Raw genomic sequence first — 15,358 nt, forward strand, 5'->3', positions numbered from 1 at the left:
CGCAAAACAAGGCACGATAACGCATCATGGCAACCGCGCTGTCACCGCAATTACCGTGTCTCATTCCAGGGGTGCAGTCCAGCACTGTCACCGTAGTTCTGCACGGTCAGGGGTATTGGCACGGCTACCTCAATTAGCCGATTAGTCTGAACCAGTCTTTCACCGTCAGTACTAGCCTGTCGATTTCATCCTCGGACATCGGGCAGCAATGGGCGATGGGGCCGCGCAGCATGTTCAAGTTCTTCACAATGCGCTGAACTGCTGGCCGGCTAGTAAAGATCGGGTCATAGTGCGCCCAATTCGCCCCGATAATGTCGAACAATTGGCCAAACGTAGTGTAATCGATCGCCCGTTCCGAGCGCTGGGTCATTCCCATATCAATTTCGTCCTGGATGAGCCTATTCACATACTCGCGAATGGCCTGGGGCACTTTCTTTTCCCACCAATCCGCGCCTTCAGCTTCCTCCATCGTCTCAGTAATGAGTTTCCGGGCTGATTGCTCTAGGCAGTAAAACAGCTCGTAATATTGAGCCATAACCATGTCGCAACGCCGCCGCAGCGGCGGCAGCTGCTGTGCTCGAATTACGGAAGCGCGTGTAGATGTCTGACGGTGTGGAGTCGGCGTTCACGAAGCCGATCTTCTTCAGGTAGGACGTCATCTGGTCGCCCGACCCGCCAGGCACTTTCAAAATCGTTTTGACAAAATCTTGAGTGACTTTCGAGGGAGTCGCGGCAGTTTTAATGCCCACCAATGCCTTCTCAACATTACCCGTGGCCGTGACGTACGGCAGAATTGCCATTGAGATGCTCCTGGGATGAACGAATTGGCCGCAATGTTCAGAGCTGGCGCATCGGATTGCAATGGATGTTGTCAACTTACCAACAGGTGTGTGCATCATACAGTTACGATGACAGTGCATTATGTTGACCTATCCGCCAGGCGTGGCCCCGAAGCTCGCAGAGCGAGCAGGGCACCCAACTTGTCGACGCGGAGAATTTGTTCAGACAACCGGGACCACCTCACTCGATGGTGAAAAGTTGAAGATGTGAGTTAGTTGGGAAATCGTGAGCCGTGTTCTGGAGCCTGCCAACAGGGCTGATTAACGCGTTGGCCGATGAACTCCTGCGGACGATGCCGCGACTAACCGCTATGGCCAATATTCTAGGCGAGCTTCTGTTCGCACTTATCCGCTCGATTGTTGCTGGATGGGCGTATGCACTCTGGGTCAAACTGGCGACATGGCTCGACCCGAAAATCCAACCGCGTTGGGTCAAGGTTGCCGTAGGAGGCCTCCTCGGCTTGGCAGCCTTTTTTATGATTCCGACAGTGATGGGGCTGTTGGGTCTTTGAAAACAATGAAATCCATTCTCATCGTCGCATTGGCGGCCGGGGCGCTCGTCTCGACGGTGCTGCTCGTCATGGAGCAGCTAACCGACCATTCCATCGCTGTGATGGCGTGGGAGATGCCCGGCATCTCCGCAGCTTACCTTTTCTGGGGAGCGATAGGCAGTTCCGTTTTCTTGGGCGTAGCCATCGCTTGGGCCGTGAATGCAATCGTTTACGGGGCGCCCGCCTTCGTTGTCCTTGTCGTCGTCAAGCTAGCAATTCGCCGTCTACCGAAGTGGCCTCGCAATTACGGTGACAGTGCTGGATGTTGACCTATCCGTCAGGCGTGGCCCCGAAGCTCGCAGAGCGAGCAGGGTCGCGTGAGAACTGACCCTCGTGGCACATCCTTCGAGACGCCCGCCTGCGGCGGGCCCTCAGGATGAGGTCGGTCTTGCGGCGAGACATCAGTCCCCGTCAGACCCTCGCTACGAAGCGGCCGCGCCGCTTTGTGGAAAGCGACGCGGCCGAAAGGCAAGCCGTGCAGGAGCCTGGCTTACTTCATGTTGCTGCGGGTCTTGGTGCCGCCCTGGTCGCTGCCGGGGCCGGAGCCACCCTGGCCGGAGGCGTCGGGCCTCACCATTCCGCCCTTGTTCATGCGGTCATGGCTCATGCCGGTCGTGCCTCTGGTCATCGTGCCCTTGTTCGAGTTGGACATGCCGGGCTTCTGCATGTTGTCGGTCTGCGCAGCGGGGCCGGTCTGGGTCTGGGCAAAGGCGGAGCCGCACATGACGCCGAGGGCGGCGGTCGCAATGATAAGCTTCTTCATCTCAAACTCCTGGTTGGTTGTGTGCGCCAACGGGAGCGCAGAAGCCCGGTTCCTAAACCGGGCGTTCCGGAGCAAAGAAATTCTCGTGTGCAGCTAGGCTGCGATCCGTTGCGTGACGGGAGACGTCAGTTGCTTGAGCACCTCTGCGTGCTCCAGGTCGGGAACCGCGATGGCCGTGTGGCTGTACATCACATAGGTTCGTGATTTTGCAATCTGGTCCAGGATCTCGCCGCCCTTGATGACGTGGAGGCCCATGCCTTGTTCGGACGGGAAGATCGCCAGCACCACGTCATAGGCCGTGATGACGGCGCGAAGCGCTTCGGCCTTGTCTTCGGCAATGTCGACAAACACGCGAACGTCAGCCGCGAGTTCACGCAGCTCGTTAAAATCCAGCACTGTGGGGTACTCCAACGCAACGATACTGCGAGGAGCTTGGCGGGGTTAGGTTACTGAAGTCTCAACGGGGCATGTCCAGACACAGGTTTCACGACGAGATGACTCCGCGAGGCAGGTCACCTGATACGCAGGTCACTTGATGCTCAGTTCACTTGGCGTACCCTTGGGAGCGGAGCCACGCGATCTTGCGATCTCCGTTGATCCAGTCGTCGGCATCTGCCTTGCTGGTGAAGCCCTTGATTTCGCGCTGTTCGCTGCCCGGGTAATCCGCCAGGATTTTCCAGTCGTTGTCTGCAATGCGGACGGTTTTGAAGGTCACTTTTGTTTTTGCCATGCCCCATTATGCAGGAGATGGCCTGAAAAGAGAACCTGCCTTGTGATGGTCGTCCGCGTCGCTCGGGCGCAGAGCTCAGGTCCGGCCTGATCGGCATGACGCCGCCGGTCCCGGAAAAGGCGAAAGCCCCGCCTGGGGGAAAGCGGGGCTCTCTGATGGGGTGAAGCTTGGGGACTTCAAAGAGTTAGACGCCTCAGCCAGCGAATGGTTCAATCCAGAAGCGGCGCTAGCTGCGGCATCTTTCCGGGGGCGTCCGGGCCCCCCGCAGAACCCCCTGCTTGCGTTTTAGGCCTCGATGGGTTCTAAGCCCCGTCACTTCATGAAAGTTGGCATGAATCAGAAGCGCGTTGCGCGGTCGGACCGCCTCCTGAGCAAAGCCTGCTCGCGCGCACAGAAGGAAATTCAGACATGGCGAAGATGACGAAGACCCAATTGATTGATGCAATTGCCGAGGGCACGCAGCTGTCGAAGAACGACGTGAAGTCGGTCATCGAGTACATGGCGACGGTTGGCTATAAAGAGCTCAACGAATCCGGCGAGTTCGTCATTCCCGGCTTCGCGAAGATGTCGGTGGTGAACAAGCCTGCGACCGAAGCCCGCATGGGCGTCAATCCCTTCACCAAGGAGCCGATGCAGTTCGCGGCGAAGCCGGCGAGCAAGTCGGTGAAGGCCTCGCCGCTGAAGGTGGCCAAGGACTCTGTTTAAAGAGCACTCCGTCTAAAAAGCACTCCGTCTAAAAGGAGCGCCCGTCTAAGGCGCTGGCATTTTCGTTGCGGCGGCTTGCTTCGCGAAGCGCCGCAACGAGCGCCGTGTGATGGCGCGGGCTGGAAGGAACTCTCGGGCTGTGTCAGGCTTTGCTTCCGACAGGGAGGAAACCCTATGGCCAGCTTAAGCGAGGAAGAGATTCGAAACCGCGCCTATCACCTCTGGAATGAGGCCGGCGAGCCCGCGGGGACGATGGACACCTTCTGGTACGAGGCCGAGAAGGAGCTGCTCGCCGAGCGGCGCAAGCAAGGCGAAGTGCCGCCGGGGATGACCGACAATTTGCCGGTCTGACGGAGCCGTCAAAGAAAAACCCCGGACCTTCGGACCGGGGCTCTTCGAGCTGGACGGCCGCGTCGCGACACGCCGCCAGCACCACTGAATTCGCCAGGACAACGTGCAGCGGGACACACGTTCCGGCCGCTACTCCGGCTTTGTCGACACGTCGATGATCGCCGGCGTATCGACCTGGCGCTCGCGCCAGACGACGAAATCGCATTTGGGATTGAGCCACTGATATTCGGAGCCGCGCGCCTTCAGGTGCGCAAGCGCTGCATGGTGTGCACTGGTCTCGTCCGGCGCCTCGACCATGATCTCCACGGTCTCCTCGATCTGACGCACCACCTCGACGGCGTAGTATTTTCTGATCACGGTCCCCTCGCTCCGGAGAGTGTAACGGGGAGGGCCGAACTGCGTTCCCGCAAGAAAAACCCCGCGCTCGCGCACGGGGTTCTCGTGGCTGACGGCGTTGGGATTTCAGCGCCTGGCCGCCAGCCGTCTCTCGAACCTAAGGTTGAAACTCCAAAAAGCAACCGCGCCAGCGCGATGGATGGTTCAAGGCAATGTGCCCGGCGAATTTCGCGGGGAGGGGACTGGACTTTTTGTTCTTATTTTGTTCTAGTGACTCATCTCTTTTGGAGGTGTGCCCATGACTGTCGAGAAACAACGCGAAGTGATCCGGCTCTGGAATCAACTCAGGAAGCTCGAGGGCCCGGCCGCGGAAGAGCTCCGCATCCAGATCCTCGACTGCTTTCCGGAGAAGGAGTTTTCGGAGAAGGAGTCGGCGAAGCGAGCGGCGTGACGGGCGTCGCGCTATTTCGCTGATCACGGGCAACCGCGCCCGACTTCATTGATCGCTAGGAATTGTTTTGCGTTGATTTTCTCGACTCCGATTCGTTCTTTGCGAACGAAATGGAGTCGGATGCAGAACAAGCCATGGCTTCTGTATCGATGCGGGACACGTGTCTCCAAGCCAAGCCGGCGTGATGCTTCGCACGGTCCGGTCCTTGCGTCCTCGTTACAAGATGCGGCGAGGGAGACGCGACCCGGATGCGCGCTGGTTTCTCGAGATGTTCGCCGAGATCGCAAAAGTGTTTTGGTACGATCGGCATCCGCGCTTGCGCAAAGGCAGGTCGTCGGTGCCGCAGGCGTCGCCGCGATCGACATCAGACGACACGATGTGATCGAGCGCTCGGTTGCGATGGTGCGCTCGTTCGCGTGCAAACGAATTGTTAAGGGTTGCTTCGCGTGGTTTCGTCTATTCCGATTCGTTCTTTGAGAACGAAAGGCAGGCGAAGCTGGAACAAAGCCGGTCGGCAAACGCGCGAATCGTCTCATCATCGTCTCGACGCTCTCCCTGTCCGGCGCTATCGTTGCTCCCGCGGCGGACGCAACATGAAGAACGGGCTTTATTCCATCCACATCCACATGCTCGACGGCGTAAAGGGCCGCGACAGTGGCGTGCTGATCTTGCGGGACGGCCTGCTGCTCGGTGGCGGCCCTTACTTCTGGTCGCGCGGCTCCTACACGATCGGCCGCGGCACGTCGAAGAACGGCTCTTCGAAGGACGGCACTTGGAAGGGCGAGCTTGCCACCAACCAGCATACGCCGTTCGCCGATGGCCTCACCCGGCCGCTGTTCGGCGGCGAGGAGGCGACGAGCGGCTTCTCCGGGGCGTTCAGCGACGACGCGGCCGAGGTGTTCGGCACCGTGCTGGTCGCAGGCCATCGCAGCCTCGGGTTTCGCGCCAGCTTGAAGCGGCTCGCCGAGTTCTAAAGACGCTTCGCAAACTCCTAACGGAAGCTTGCCGGAAAGCCCATAACCCTATTCGGTTAGGTTAAAAACCTAATCGCGTTGCGCTTGCCTCTACTTGGGATAGGTCTGTCCGGCGAAGACAGGCAACGACTTTGCCAAGAACCAATTTTGCCAAGAACGAATTCATGACACCATTTTCAGAACCGTCCTTTTATCAAGGCGACCGCCACACCTACCGGCGCGTCGCCATGGTCGGCACGCTGTTCTGTCTCGCTTTCGTGGTGATCAGCTTCTCGCTGCGCCCGCAGCTCGAAGACACGCGCGTTGCGGTCAAGGCTGACAGGCTGATGCGCACGGCAGGCCAGGCGCCGCACGCCAACTAGCGCTCGTCGACGGAACTATCCGGATACGCGACACCGCGGTTTGCGAGCGCCACGAAGCCGGCATAGCCGGACAGGTTGACTAGAACTTCAAGCCAAACGGGCATGTCGTGTCTCCTGTCGTGAAGGCAAGCTCAACGTGCGTATGCGCCCCCCGTTCCGGGCCTGCGAGAGTTCCCGTTCGAGAGTGGCGTCAGAGCGGCGAGGAGGGGTCGATCCGCCGGCCTAGGGTCGCCACGGATGAGCTTGACGGTGTCTCTTTCAGAAACTCGGCAATGGCCCGCGCCAGCTCGCCGTCGCTCATTGGCGTCGGCGGCGGACGCAGCGTGCCGACACCGAAATTGCGGACGATCTCGTCGTAATGCTCGTTGCCGGATCCGGGAAGGAGCCTGCGAATTCGGGCCAGCAGCGCGGATATTGGCATTTTTTCCTCCTCGATCATCCGCCCCTTGGCAGCAATGATCGTCCGCTGCCATTTGCCTCCCGTGAAACTGAAAACCCCGCCAGCATCGCGAAGATACTGACGGGGGTCTTCGTGCTGTTGCCTCAACCGGATAGCGGAGGCTTCCGCACTTGCAGGTGCAATCGCGCCCGATCGATTTCGTTCCCCTCGTTTCGTAACTTTTTGACGGCGCTGAGTTCCGCAGCCTGCGCGCAACCATCGCGCGGCGGCGGCGTTGCCTCGGCGAATATCACGGAGGAGATCATGAAGAAGACATTGGCAATTTTGGCTACCGTTGCGGCCGTCGGCGTGACCGCGATTGCTGCGCCTGCGCCCGCCGAGGCGCGTGGTCGCGGCATCGGCCCGGGCCTCGCGTTTGGCTTGGCTGCCGGCGCTATCACCGCGGGCGCTGTCGCAGCGTCCCGTCCTTACGGCTACGGCTACGGCCCGGGGTATGGCTACTATGGTCGCCCGGCCTATGGTTACGGCCCTGGCCCGTACGCCTATTATGGCGGTGGACCGTACTATCGCCGCCACCATTATTACCGTCACTGGTAACGGCTGGACCAAATGAAAAGCCCGGGGCAATGCTCCGGGCTTTTTTCATGGATGGTGATCTGGTGTCTTACGGCCAGAGCGAGGGCCGCTCCACCTTGCGGGCATTGTCGAGCGTCGACACGAAATACTCTTCACGCTCGCGCTTGAATTTTTCCTGCGTGGCACGGAAGGCGGCGACACGGGCGGCGATCTCTTCGCGTTCGCGGATTTTGCGTTGTTCGTCCTCGGTCATGTCAAATCCCCTCTACACGTGGAGTATGTGTACATTCCTGAACTCAAGCACTGCCGCCGCAATCGCGTTGAGTCGCTTCAACATATGCATTGGCGCTTCTGATTGGGGCGTCAATGGGGAGGAGGCATTGCAGGATTGTGATATGCGAAGGGCGGAAAGAATTGCCGACCACGCTTGCGGGGCAGTGGATAAGAGCGTCAACAGTCTTGTCGCTCGCGCACATTGCAGCTAGCGCAAAAACAAATCAGCAAAATTGATCAGTAAAACAAACCGGCAAAACAAAAAGGCAAAACAAACGGGAGGCGGCGTTGATTGCATCGGATCTTCGCAGCGGCGTCGAATGTCTCGGCGACATGATCGCCAAGGCCAAACGGATCGTGCCGTTCACCGGCGCCGGCATCTCGACCGAATGCGGCATCCCCGACTTCCGCTCGCCGGGCGGAATTTGGACGCGCAACCGTCCGATCCCGTTCGATGAGTTCGTCGCCAGCCCGGAGGCGCGTGACGAATCCTGGCGCCGGCGCTTTGCGATGGAGGAGGTCTTCGCGGCCGCCAAGCCTGGCCGCGGCCATCGCGCGCTCGCCTCGCTCTACCGCGCAGGCAAGGTTCCCGCGATCATCACCCAGAATATCGACAATCTGCACCAGGCCTCGGGCTTCGCTGCAGAGCACGTGATCGAACTTCACGGCAACACCACTTATGCGCGCTGCATCGGGTGCGGGCAGGCCTATCCGCTCGACTGGGTGAAGCGCCGCTTCGACGAGGCGGGCGCCGCGCCCAACTGCACCGCGTGCGACGAGCCGGTGAAGACTGCCACGATCTCCTTCGGCCAGATGATGCCCGAGGACGAAATGCAGCGTGCAACCGCTTTGTCGCAAGCCTGCGACCTCTTCATCGCGATCGGTTCCTCGCTGGTGGTATGGCCGGCCGCGGGCTTTCCGATGATGGCGAAGAGATCAGGTGCACGTCTGGTGATCATCAACCGGGAGCCGACCGAGCAGGACGATATCGCCGACCTCGTGATCCGCCACGACATCGGCGAAACGCTCGGGCCCTTTGTCGCTAATTGAGGCGGTAGTTTGATTCGCGGCCGTGCAAGCTGTTCATAGGTTCCGGCGAATCTCTTTTTTATCTATGCGTCGCAACCGGGAGTGTTATCTTTTGAGTCGAAAGATTCGCGTCGCGTCGAGTTGAGAAGATTCTCTGTTGGGAAGATTCTCTAATGACGCGTGATTCGGCGCCGCCATTCAGGCGGGTCGCATGGCATGTGTGGGGTCCGGGGTTATGGGGTCGTCGGACGGATTTGAGTCCAAGAAGGTCGGAGTTCCCTCCGTGGGCGAACACGGCGGTGGCGGTCGCGACAGCGCGCTCAGTCCCTTCACCGAACTTGGTGAGGGCAGCGCCAACCTCGTCGCGGTTCACGGCGTTATCAAATGGTTCGATGCCTCAAAGGGCTACGGCTTCATCGTTCCCGACAATGGCTGGCCCGACGTGCTCCTGCACGTTACTGTGCTTAGGCGTGACGGCTTCCAGACCGCTTACGAGGGCGCCCGCATCGTCGTCGAGTGCATCCAGCGCGCCAAGGGCTACCAGGCCTTCCGCGTGGTTTCGATGGACGAATCGACCGCGATCCATCCGGCGCAGATGCTGCCGCCGCGCACCCATGTCTCGGTCACCGCGACCAGCGGGCTGGAGCGGGCCCAGGTCAAATGGTTCAACCGGCTGCGCGGTTTCGGCTTCCTGACCTGCGGCGAGGGCACGCCCGACATCTTCGTGCACATGGAGACACTGCGCCGCTTCGGCATGACCGAACTGCGGCCCGGCCAGTATGTCCTGGTCCGCTTCGGGCCCGGCTCCAAGGGCATGATGGCGGCCGAGATCCATCCCGAGACGGGGTCGCCGGTCTCGTCCCACTAATTCCAATTCCCGCGATCGTGAGCAGAGGCGCGTTGGTTGACGGGCGCGCCTCTGGCTTTTCCGGCGACCGCCGCGTAAGGACTGGCCCAGTCCCACGCCTCGAGTGCCGTCCATGAATTTCGATCGAAAGGCCGTCTTCGCCGTTGCGAAGGGCTGGCTTGCCGCCATCCTCGTCGTCGCCGGCTGTGCCGTCGCGAGCGCACCCGTCCGCGCCGCCAGCTTCCAGCCGCTCGAGATCGTCACCAAAAACGGTGTGCAGGTGTTCTCGGTCGAAATGGCGACGACGGAGGAGGAGAAGCAGACTGGCCTGATGTACCGCAAGGAACTGGCCGACGGCAAAGGCATGCTGTTCGACTTCAATCCCGAGCAGGAAGTCTCGATGTGGATGAAGAACACCTATGTCTCGCTCGACATGATCTTCATTCGCGCCGACGGCCGCATCCTGCGCATCGCCGAAAATACCGAGCCGATGTCGACCAGGATCATCTCATCCAGGGGGCCCGCGCGCGCCGTTCTGGAGGTGGTGGCGGGGACAGCGCAAAAATACGGCATCCGCGCCGGCGACCGCGTCGGCCACCCGCTGTTCGGTAGCAAGTAGGTGGGAAGGGGTTATTGCCCCGTCCCTGGCGGTCTTTTTAGGAAGCTTGCGGGGGCGCCTTGGAAAGCTTGCTGGCGCTTTGGGAAGCGTGTATCGACGGGGCTCGCCGGACATTCGGGGTATAGCGCAGCCTGGTAGCGCGGCAGTTTTGGGTACTGCAGGTCGTTGGTTCGAATCCAGCTGCCCCGACCAGCGATTTCAATTACTTACGGCAGAAATGCAAAGCCCGATCTTCCCAGTAATTTGGATTGGGAAGACCATGGGAAGTCTGAACGCTTAGCGGGCTCGGCTGCCGCGGCACCGTACGGGCCGGCATCTCGATCAGGGCGACGCGCTCGAGGGATAGAGTGCTCTCCTCCGCCAGATCAGACAGATGCGCTCCATGCGCGCGCGCTCGTCGATGTCGTGCTGATGTTGTCACCCGGCCGATCAGCCTCCGGCACCGCAACCGCCGTCAAGCCCCGCAGCCCTAGTTCTTATTTTGCAGCTGTTGCGCCCGCTCACGATACATCGTCATTTCAAGCTCGAACGTTTTTCGCTCGGCATCTGATCGCTGCCTGCGGCTCAATTTGCGAAGTGCAATGGCCTTGTCTATCGCGCGTTGAGCCCGGTCCAACAATTCCTGGGTCTTGGGACTGAATTGCTCTGTCACGCAAGCGCTCCCTGCTAGCAGGCGGGGGAGCGCTATGGCGTCTCTCAGTCAGCGGCGCCCGATACCGTGGCCGCTGATGGCAGCTAACGTATCACGAGCGCGGCGGAGGTCCTATTCAGGCGCCTGCAGGCCGGGAGACGCCAGCCACTCGCTCATGTGCGAGCCGGTTTCAGCTTTGTCGGGCCTTGCGGATCAGTGCCTCGCGGGCAGCGCCCGGTGGAAGTGCGTTGGCTTTCTCGCGAAGTCGCTTCGCCTCCTCGGTAAGCCGTACTTCGAGTGGGGAGGATTGGATGATCCTGCGTCGTGGCGCCATGGTCATACTCCAGCCAATGAACTCGCGCCCAACGTACAATGATGGTTCCGGTTCCCGCAAATCAGGCACCTGTGATCGTCAAAATGGTGAGAAGCGGGAGTTGGTCATGAATGACCATGTCACCGAGGGGGCTTACTCTTTTTCCTCGGTCCAGGTCTGCGGTCCAGGTCTGCGCACCGCATTCGCACTTGAACATGCGAACTATTTTACCGTTTTGCGGGTTGAGCATTTCAAGACGGAAAGAGGCTTCCTGCCGCACTCGTCGCAGGGCTTAACCGGGTTGGATCAAAACTGGAAAACACTTCGTTCTTGAAATCGCGATCCACTGCTATCACCACACCATCGAGCAACACTAAGTACCATAGTGCACACTCGTTCCATATGCTGATGACCCCAGAAGAATATCTCGAACTGGCGGAGCGATATCGGGTGGCGCTGGAAACGGCCACGGACATCTTCACGCGCCACGACCTCGAAGCGATGGAACACAGTTACGACAGCGAGTGGGCGCTCCGAAAATCTGGTCGGATGGTCGATGCCCTGGACAAGCTCGGCAACGGGGACAAAGCAAAATAGGCCAATGCGGCGGGCGCTGACGTCCTGCGCTTACGGAGGCTTTTGAGCTCCCTCCAAACCCTTCGCGCTCATTCTCTGCGCAACGCGACTTCTGCGCGATTTTTCAAGGCATTGGGGCGAAGTGGCCGCGCAGAAATTCGCAAGATTTCGTCGAACCTTTGAGCGTCGCGATAGACATACGAGTGTTGGGGGATTTCAGCGCCCAATGCCTAACGGACGCCGCCAAGCGATGATATTCCGCTTGCGCGGCGTTGCGCTTTTCGAAGGTTCAGTTCGTGGCGTACCAGCCGAGCGGAAACGGCAGGAACGGCCAGACCAATTGATTGTCGTTGGCGGCCTTCCGCGGCTCTTGCTCCGGCGTCTTCGCGAACAGCGCAGGTGGCGTCGATCGCAGCGCCAGGCGCAGGCATGCACATTGCAAATTCATCGTGGTCGCCCCAGCCCATCTATGTTTCTCAAAATTTATGTCGGCTTAAAATCACTGCGCGCTCTCAAAACGGCGCGCTCATTCTCAAATCGTTCGTTCATTCTAGAAAAATTGGCGCCGGCTTTCAACCTGTCTTGCTGCTCCGTCCCGAGAAGTAAGGTTGATCGGTTAGGTTAAGGACGAGCGATTGTTGCAGCAGGCTTGGCGATCGTTATCAGATCGGTCCCGGCGCGCGACGGACTGCCCGAAATTCGTGTTCACACGAGATCACAGTTCGTCGCGGCGCTCGTATCCTGTGAGTTCTGCATCATGTCTTTCGATCGCAACCTCCGAACCGTCGGTCCGCAGGCGAGCTGGACGGAGATCTGGCACCTCTGGACCGTGCTCGTGCCGCGCCGCTCGATCAACGGGCAGCTCGTTTACGGCAGGGTCTGGCGCCGCCATGACGGCCGCGACTGGATCTACAAGAGATTCACCGAGTTCGACAGCGAAGCGACGGCCTGAACGGCATTGCTGCTGACCGGCGCGGTATCGCTGCCGCCCCTTCAGGTAGCCTTTGCCGTTGCGGCTGCCGGCTTGGGCGGCGGCGGCTTCAGCGGCTTGTCCTGCTTCTTCGACCACGAGATGTAATAGGCCACCGTCGTCATGATCGCGATGCCGGCGACGCTGACGAAGATCTGCGCGAACAGCGAGCCCGAGCTCATCGACAACTCGAAATGGCCGACGAAGGACAGGAACACGCCGACGCAGAACACGGCGAGCGATTGCTGGCCGCAGACGATGATCGGATCGAACCCTTTCCATTCCAGGCCCGGCCAGTCCTTCGGCACGAAGCGGATCACCAGGATCACGATCACGACGAAGTGGATGAAGCGGTAGGGCGCGAGGTTGGTCTTGTCGTTCGGGTTGAACGCCGAGAACAGCCATTCCGGGAACATGCCGGCGAGGGTCGGGAAGCGGCCGGCCATGGTCATGACCAGCGCGAACAGCATGTAACCAAGACACAGCCACAACGTGATCGGCGCGTTGATCAGCGTCATCGAGCGCCGCGCGCCGCCCATGGCGCACCAGGCGCCGAACACGAACAGCACCTGCCAGCAATAGGGGTTGAAGTACCACTGGCCGGCCGGATAGGCGTTCAAGTTCAAGCCGAAATGGCGCGCGGTCAGCCACAGCGCGATGGACAGGACCATCGTCAGGTCAGGCTTGCGCAGCATGAACCAGAGCACCGGCGGAAACAGCCCCATCAACACGATGTAGAGGGGCAGCACGTCGAGATTGAGCGGCTTGAAGCGCAGGAACAGGCCCTGGCGCAGCGTCTCGGTGGCGTTGTCGACGAGACCGGCGACGTTGAACTCGTTGATCATCTCGGAATCGCCGAAGCGCAGCGCCAGATAGCTGATCGAGGCGATGTAGATCACGAACAGGATGATGTGGGCGACGTAGAGCTGCCAGACCCGCTTGGTCAGCCTCGTGGCGCCGACGAGGAAGCCACGCTCGAGCATCATCCGGGCATAGACGAAGGAGGCGGTGTAGCCGGAGATGAAGACGAACAGGTCGGCGGCGTCGGAAAAGCCGTAGTTGCGGGTGGTGATCCAGTTCACCACGTTGTCGGGGATATGGTCGAGAAAGATCGCCCAGTTCGCGATGCCGCGAAACAGGTCGAGCCTGAGGTCACGGCCCTTCTCGGGGAGCGTGGCGTTGATGTTCAGGAAGGCCATGCGACGGGAGCTTTCGGAGGGGACGGACAGGCTGATGTCAGCGAGGCAGTAGCGCCGGGCGGGATCCCGGCGCGGAAGGCGGGTACGCAATTGTCACGGTGCAGCATAATGACTATACCGGTCGGCGAGCCACCCCGGGGGCCGGAATCACCGATTCAGTTCCCAAAAGGTGTCTCTATACTATGCCCGCGGTTTCCACCAACTGCCACCGTGACGCATCGAAATCGAACGAAAAAACGAACAAGAGGCCCGGACCATCCATGACCGCACGCATTTTCAAGCCCGCCAAGAACGCGATGCAATCCGGCCGGTCGAAGACCATGGAATGGCAGCTCGACTACGAGCCCGAGCAGCCGCGCGCGGTCGAGCCGCTGATGGGCTGGACCTCGTCCGGCGACATGAAGCAGCAGATCACGCTGCACTTCCACAGCAAGGAAGAGGCTGTCGCCTATTGTGAGCGCAAGGGCGTCGCCTACCAGGTGATCGAGCCCAACGAGTCGGTGCGCCGGCCGGTTGCTTATTCCGACAATTTCTCGTTCCGCCGCGGCGAGCCCTGGACACATTGAGGGGCGGGCCACGCGCCCAAGACTCTCGTCGTGCCCGGGCTTGTCCCGGGCATCCACGTTTTAGCATCCGCGTGAAAGCTTGGATGGCCGGGGTATAGGCGAGCGGAAGCGACGGCTTCCTTCGTGCGGTTATGCCCGGCCACGACGCAGATACTTCCCACCGTGCTGCCTCTTGGCACCAATTCCGCCGCGTGCTTCGCTGACGTGCATGACGGGCTCATGACGAGGTGGGGTATGGCGGGGCGTGACCAGCTCGACGGCGTCGACTTGAAGATACTAGCCGAGTTGCAGCAGGACGGGCGGGTTCGCAACAACGAGCTGGCGCTGCGCGTCGGCGTGTCCGCGCCGAATTGCCTGCGGCGGCTGAAATCCCTGTTTAGCCGCGGCGTGATCCGGGCGGTCCGCGCCGTCATCGACGAACGGCTGCTCGGTTATGAGGTGTTGTCGTTCGTCTCGATCCAGCTCGGCAGCCAGGCGCAACCGGTGCTGGAGGCGTTCGAGAGCTCGATCGCCGCGATCCCGCGCATCCAGCAGTGCTGGCGGATTTCGGGCGACACCGACTATCTTCTCAAATGCGTGGCGCCGAGCGTCGAGAGCATGCGCCAGCAGCTCCTGCATTTCGCTGCGATGCCTAACGTGAAGAACGTCCGCAGCTTCCCCGTGCTGGGCGTCGCGAAGGACGTGCCGTTGCCGTTGCAGGGGATCGCGGCGGCGGGATAGGGCGGCAGCGTCGCCTCCCAAAAAAACGCGGCCCGGGCAACGAAATCCAAAAATCCGAAAGCGCGGCGGTGATTCCCACGTGGGACAAAAATTCGGATAAAAGGATAAAACAGATTAGTAACTCACCTAACTGTGACATGTGATTTGGGAAGTCCTGCAATGCGCTGAACCGTGATTGCCGGTTCCGGCGTGCAGCCTACATGCGAGGTGAACCTCAGCCTCCGTCGCATGCCGAGGCCTTCCTTTGTGGGACCCTGAAGCAGGAAAAGACAACATGACCTCGATCTCGAAGACGCGCTTCGCATCCGCTGCGACGCTGTTTGCATCTGCGTTTCTCATGATGGCCGCGCCGGCTGCGCAGGCAGAAGAATACTGCATCACCAATGGCGCCCAGGCCGCTCATGGCTGCGGCTATCCGACGATGGAGGCCTGCCGGGCCGCGGCCGGCGGCATCGGCGGCTCGTGCTCGCAGAGCGGCGGCGCGAAGACCTCGACCGACGCGCTTGCCTTCCAGCCGAAGCAGACGCGGTCGCGCACCAAGCTTCGCTCGGGTGGGCGGACCAACTCGAACTAATCG

The 15,358-nt window shown here is 60.5% G+C and carries 28 protein-coding genes and 1 tRNA gene; 18 read left to right on the plus strand and 11 right to left on the minus strand.

What is annotated here, in order from left to right:
* Nucleotides 1-133: 133 nt before the first annotated feature.
* Both ABIB06_RS36935 and ABIB06_RS36940 read right to left on the minus strand, forming a co-directional pair.
* A complete protein-coding gene (locus ABIB06_RS36935; RefSeq protein ID WP_354053213.1) occupies nucleotides 134-535 on the minus strand; it encodes a Swt1 family HEPN domain-containing protein in 402 nt (133 codons plus the stop codon).
* Nucleotides 474-800 carry a DUF5343 domain-containing protein gene (locus ABIB06_RS36940; protein WP_354053212.1) on the minus strand — a complete coding sequence of 109 codons (327 nt, stop codon included), beginning with the start codon at nucleotides 798-800 and terminating at the stop codon, nucleotides 474-476. The genes ABIB06_RS36935 and ABIB06_RS36940 overlap by 62 nt, the downstream gene beginning before the upstream one ends.
* Before the next feature lie 272 nt (nucleotides 801-1,072).
* Here ABIB06_RS36940 and ABIB06_RS36945 point away from each other — a divergent pair, with 272 nt between their 5' ends.
* Both ABIB06_RS36945 and ABIB06_RS36950 read left to right on the plus strand, forming a co-directional pair.
* Entirely contained in the window at nucleotides 1,073-1,351 is a 279-nt protein-coding gene (locus ABIB06_RS36945) for a hypothetical protein (protein WP_354053211.1), read from the plus strand.
* A 5-nt stretch (nucleotides 1,352-1,356) separates the two neighbouring features.
* On the plus strand, nucleotides 1,357-1,659 hold the full coding sequence (locus tag ABIB06_RS36950; protein WP_354053210.1) for a hypothetical protein: 303 nt from the start codon (nucleotides 1,357-1,359) through the stop codon (nucleotides 1,657-1,659).
* Between the two features lie 221 nt (nucleotides 1,660-1,880).
* Here the strand turns inward: ABIB06_RS36950 and ABIB06_RS36955 are convergent, their stop codons facing one another.
* The 3 genes from ABIB06_RS36955 to ABIB06_RS36965 all read right to left on the minus strand — a co-directional run bounded on the left by ABIB06_RS36955 (nucleotide 1,881) and on the right by ABIB06_RS36965 (nucleotide 2,883).
* A complete protein-coding gene (locus tag ABIB06_RS36955) occupies nucleotides 1,881-2,153 on the minus strand; it encodes a hypothetical protein (protein WP_354053209.1) in 273 nt (90 codons plus the stop codon).
* Between the two features lie 93 nt (nucleotides 2,154-2,246).
* Nucleotides 2,247-2,549, minus strand: a complete 303-nt coding sequence (locus ABIB06_RS36960; protein ID WP_354053208.1) for a hypothetical protein — start codon at nucleotides 2,547-2,549, stop codon at nucleotides 2,247-2,249.
* Nucleotides 2,550-2,697: 148 nt separating this feature from the next.
* Nucleotides 2,698-2,883 carry a hypothetical protein gene (locus ABIB06_RS36965; protein WP_247349109.1) on the minus strand — a complete coding sequence of 62 codons (186 nt, stop codon included), beginning with the start codon at nucleotides 2,881-2,883 and terminating at the stop codon, nucleotides 2,698-2,700.
* Between the two features lie 408 nt (nucleotides 2,884-3,291).
* Between ABIB06_RS36965 and ABIB06_RS36970 the strand changes: the two genes are divergently transcribed.
* Nucleotides 3,292-3,588 carry an HU family DNA-binding protein gene (locus ABIB06_RS36970; RefSeq protein WP_071914190.1) on the plus strand — a complete coding sequence of 99 codons (297 nt, stop codon included), beginning with the start codon at nucleotides 3,292-3,294 and terminating at the stop codon, nucleotides 3,586-3,588.
* 174 nt (nucleotides 3,589-3,762) lie between these two features.
* A complete protein-coding gene (locus ABIB06_RS36975; RefSeq protein WP_354053207.1) occupies nucleotides 3,763-3,939 on the plus strand; it encodes a DUF2934 domain-containing protein in 177 nt (58 codons plus the stop codon).
* Between the two features lie 129 nt (nucleotides 3,940-4,068).
* On the opposite strand, the gene ABIB06_RS36980 is transcribed toward ABIB06_RS36975, so the two are convergent.
* Entirely contained in the window at nucleotides 4,069-4,296 is a 228-nt protein-coding gene (locus ABIB06_RS36980; protein ID WP_247349107.1) for a hypothetical protein, read from the minus strand.
* A 277-nt stretch (nucleotides 4,297-4,573) separates the two neighbouring features.
* On the opposite strand from ABIB06_RS36980, the gene ABIB06_RS36985 reads away from it, so the two are divergent.
* The 3 genes from ABIB06_RS36985 (at nucleotide 4,574) to ABIB06_RS36995 (ending at nucleotide 6,062) form a co-directional block, all read left to right on the plus strand.
* Nucleotides 4,574-4,726 carry a hypothetical protein gene (locus ABIB06_RS36985; protein ID WP_354053206.1) on the plus strand — a complete coding sequence of 51 codons (153 nt, stop codon included), beginning with the start codon at nucleotides 4,574-4,576 and terminating at the stop codon, nucleotides 4,724-4,726.
* A 593-nt stretch (nucleotides 4,727-5,319) separates the two neighbouring features.
* On the plus strand, nucleotides 5,320-5,700 hold the full coding sequence (locus tag ABIB06_RS36990; RefSeq protein WP_354053205.1) for a GrlR family regulatory protein: 381 nt from the start codon (nucleotides 5,320-5,322) through the stop codon (nucleotides 5,698-5,700).
* Between the two features lie 164 nt (nucleotides 5,701-5,864).
* Nucleotides 5,865-6,062: a hypothetical protein gene (locus ABIB06_RS36995; RefSeq protein WP_247445646.1), complete on the plus strand. Its 198-nt coding sequence runs from the start codon at nucleotides 5,865-5,867 to the stop codon at nucleotides 6,060-6,062.
* Nucleotides 6,063-6,252: 190 nt separating this feature from the next.
* Here ABIB06_RS36995 and ABIB06_RS37000 read toward each other — a convergent pair whose 3' ends face one another.
* Nucleotides 6,253-6,483 carry a hypothetical protein gene (locus ABIB06_RS37000; protein ID WP_247349114.1) on the minus strand — a complete coding sequence of 77 codons (231 nt, stop codon included), beginning with the start codon at nucleotides 6,481-6,483 and terminating at the stop codon, nucleotides 6,253-6,255.
* 282 nt (nucleotides 6,484-6,765) lie between these two features.
* Between ABIB06_RS37000 and ABIB06_RS37005 the strand changes: the two genes are divergently transcribed.
* Complete coding sequence (locus ABIB06_RS37005) at nucleotides 6,766-7,059, plus strand: hypothetical protein (RefSeq protein ID WP_247445647.1); 294 nt, start codon at nucleotides 6,766-6,768, stop codon at nucleotides 7,057-7,059.
* A gap of 67 nt (nucleotides 7,060-7,126) precedes the next feature.
* Here ABIB06_RS37005 and ABIB06_RS37010 read toward each other — a convergent pair whose 3' ends face one another.
* Complete coding sequence (locus tag ABIB06_RS37010; protein WP_015686271.1) at nucleotides 7,127-7,291, minus strand: hypothetical protein; 165 nt, start codon at nucleotides 7,289-7,291, stop codon at nucleotides 7,127-7,129.
* Between the two features lie 308 nt (nucleotides 7,292-7,599).
* Between ABIB06_RS37010 and ABIB06_RS37015 the strand changes: the two genes are divergently transcribed.
* From ABIB06_RS37015 to ABIB06_RS37030, 4 genes are all read left to right on the plus strand, one after another.
* On the plus strand, nucleotides 7,600-8,361 hold the full coding sequence (locus ABIB06_RS37015) for an SIR2 family NAD-dependent protein deacylase (protein ID WP_354053203.1): 762 nt from the start codon (nucleotides 7,600-7,602) through the stop codon (nucleotides 8,359-8,361).
* A gap of 214 nt (nucleotides 8,362-8,575) precedes the next feature.
* Entirely contained in the window at nucleotides 8,576-9,208 is a 633-nt protein-coding gene (locus tag ABIB06_RS37020) for a cold-shock protein (protein WP_247349100.1), read from the plus strand.
* Between the two features lie 112 nt (nucleotides 9,209-9,320).
* Nucleotides 9,321-9,806, plus strand: a complete 486-nt coding sequence (locus tag ABIB06_RS37025; protein ID WP_354053202.1) for a DUF192 domain-containing protein — start codon at nucleotides 9,321-9,323, stop codon at nucleotides 9,804-9,806.
* Between the two features lie 115 nt (nucleotides 9,807-9,921).
* A tRNA-Pro gene (locus ABIB06_RS37030) sits at nucleotides 9,922-9,998 on the plus strand.
* 277 nt (nucleotides 9,999-10,275) lie between these two features.
* On the opposite strand, the gene ABIB06_RS37035 is transcribed toward ABIB06_RS37030, so the two are convergent.
* A complete protein-coding gene (locus tag ABIB06_RS37035) occupies nucleotides 10,276-10,458 on the minus strand; it encodes a hypothetical protein (protein ID WP_247349098.1) in 183 nt (60 codons plus the stop codon).
* A 290-nt stretch (nucleotides 10,459-10,748) separates the two neighbouring features.
* Between ABIB06_RS37035 and ABIB06_RS37045 the strand changes: the two genes are divergently transcribed.
* Nucleotides 10,749-11,084, plus strand: coding sequence for a hypothetical protein (locus ABIB06_RS37045; RefSeq protein WP_354053214.1), 336 nt, complete (start codon nucleotides 10,749-10,751; stop codon nucleotides 11,082-11,084).
* 74 nt (nucleotides 11,085-11,158) lie between these two features.
* On the plus strand, nucleotides 11,159-11,347 hold the full coding sequence (locus tag ABIB06_RS37050; RefSeq protein WP_354070273.1) for a hypothetical protein: 189 nt from the start codon (nucleotides 11,159-11,161) through the stop codon (nucleotides 11,345-11,347).
* Between the two features lie 268 nt (nucleotides 11,348-11,615).
* Here ABIB06_RS37050 and ABIB06_RS37055 read toward each other — a convergent pair whose 3' ends face one another.
* Nucleotides 11,616-11,774 (minus strand): hypothetical protein, encoded by a 159-nt coding sequence (locus tag ABIB06_RS37055; RefSeq protein ID WP_354053200.1) that lies wholly within the window; start codon nucleotides 11,772-11,774, stop codon nucleotides 11,616-11,618.
* A gap of 309 nt (nucleotides 11,775-12,083) precedes the next feature.
* On the opposite strand from ABIB06_RS37055, the gene ABIB06_RS37060 reads away from it, so the two are divergent.
* Entirely contained in the window at nucleotides 12,084-12,278 is a 195-nt protein-coding gene (locus tag ABIB06_RS37060) for a hypothetical protein (protein WP_354053199.1), read from the plus strand.
* Nucleotides 12,279-12,319: 41 nt separating this feature from the next.
* Here the strand turns inward: ABIB06_RS37060 and ABIB06_RS37065 are convergent, their stop codons facing one another.
* Complete coding sequence (locus ABIB06_RS37065; RefSeq protein WP_247349093.1) at nucleotides 12,320-13,495, minus strand: OpgC domain-containing protein; 1,176 nt, start codon at nucleotides 13,493-13,495, stop codon at nucleotides 12,320-12,322.
* A 260-nt stretch (nucleotides 13,496-13,755) separates the two neighbouring features.
* Between ABIB06_RS37065 and ABIB06_RS37070 the strand changes: the two genes are divergently transcribed.
* From ABIB06_RS37070 to ABIB06_RS37080, 3 genes are all read left to right on the plus strand, one after another.
* Entirely contained in the window at nucleotides 13,756-14,061 is a 306-nt protein-coding gene (locus tag ABIB06_RS37070; protein WP_354053198.1) for an ETC complex I subunit, read from the plus strand.
* A gap of 234 nt (nucleotides 14,062-14,295) precedes the next feature.
* Complete coding sequence (locus ABIB06_RS37075; protein ID WP_354053197.1) at nucleotides 14,296-14,781, plus strand: Lrp/AsnC family transcriptional regulator; 486 nt, start codon at nucleotides 14,296-14,298, stop codon at nucleotides 14,779-14,781.
* 274 nt (nucleotides 14,782-15,055) lie between these two features.
* Entirely contained in the window at nucleotides 15,056-15,355 is a 300-nt protein-coding gene (locus ABIB06_RS37080) for a DUF3551 domain-containing protein (protein WP_354053196.1), read from the plus strand.
* The last annotated feature ends 3 nt before the right edge of the window (nucleotides 15,356-15,358 follow it).

Source organism: Bradyrhizobium sp. LB8.2 (assembly GCF_040548035.1).
Lineage (GTDB): Bacteria > Pseudomonadota > Alphaproteobacteria > Rhizobiales > Xanthobacteraceae > Bradyrhizobium.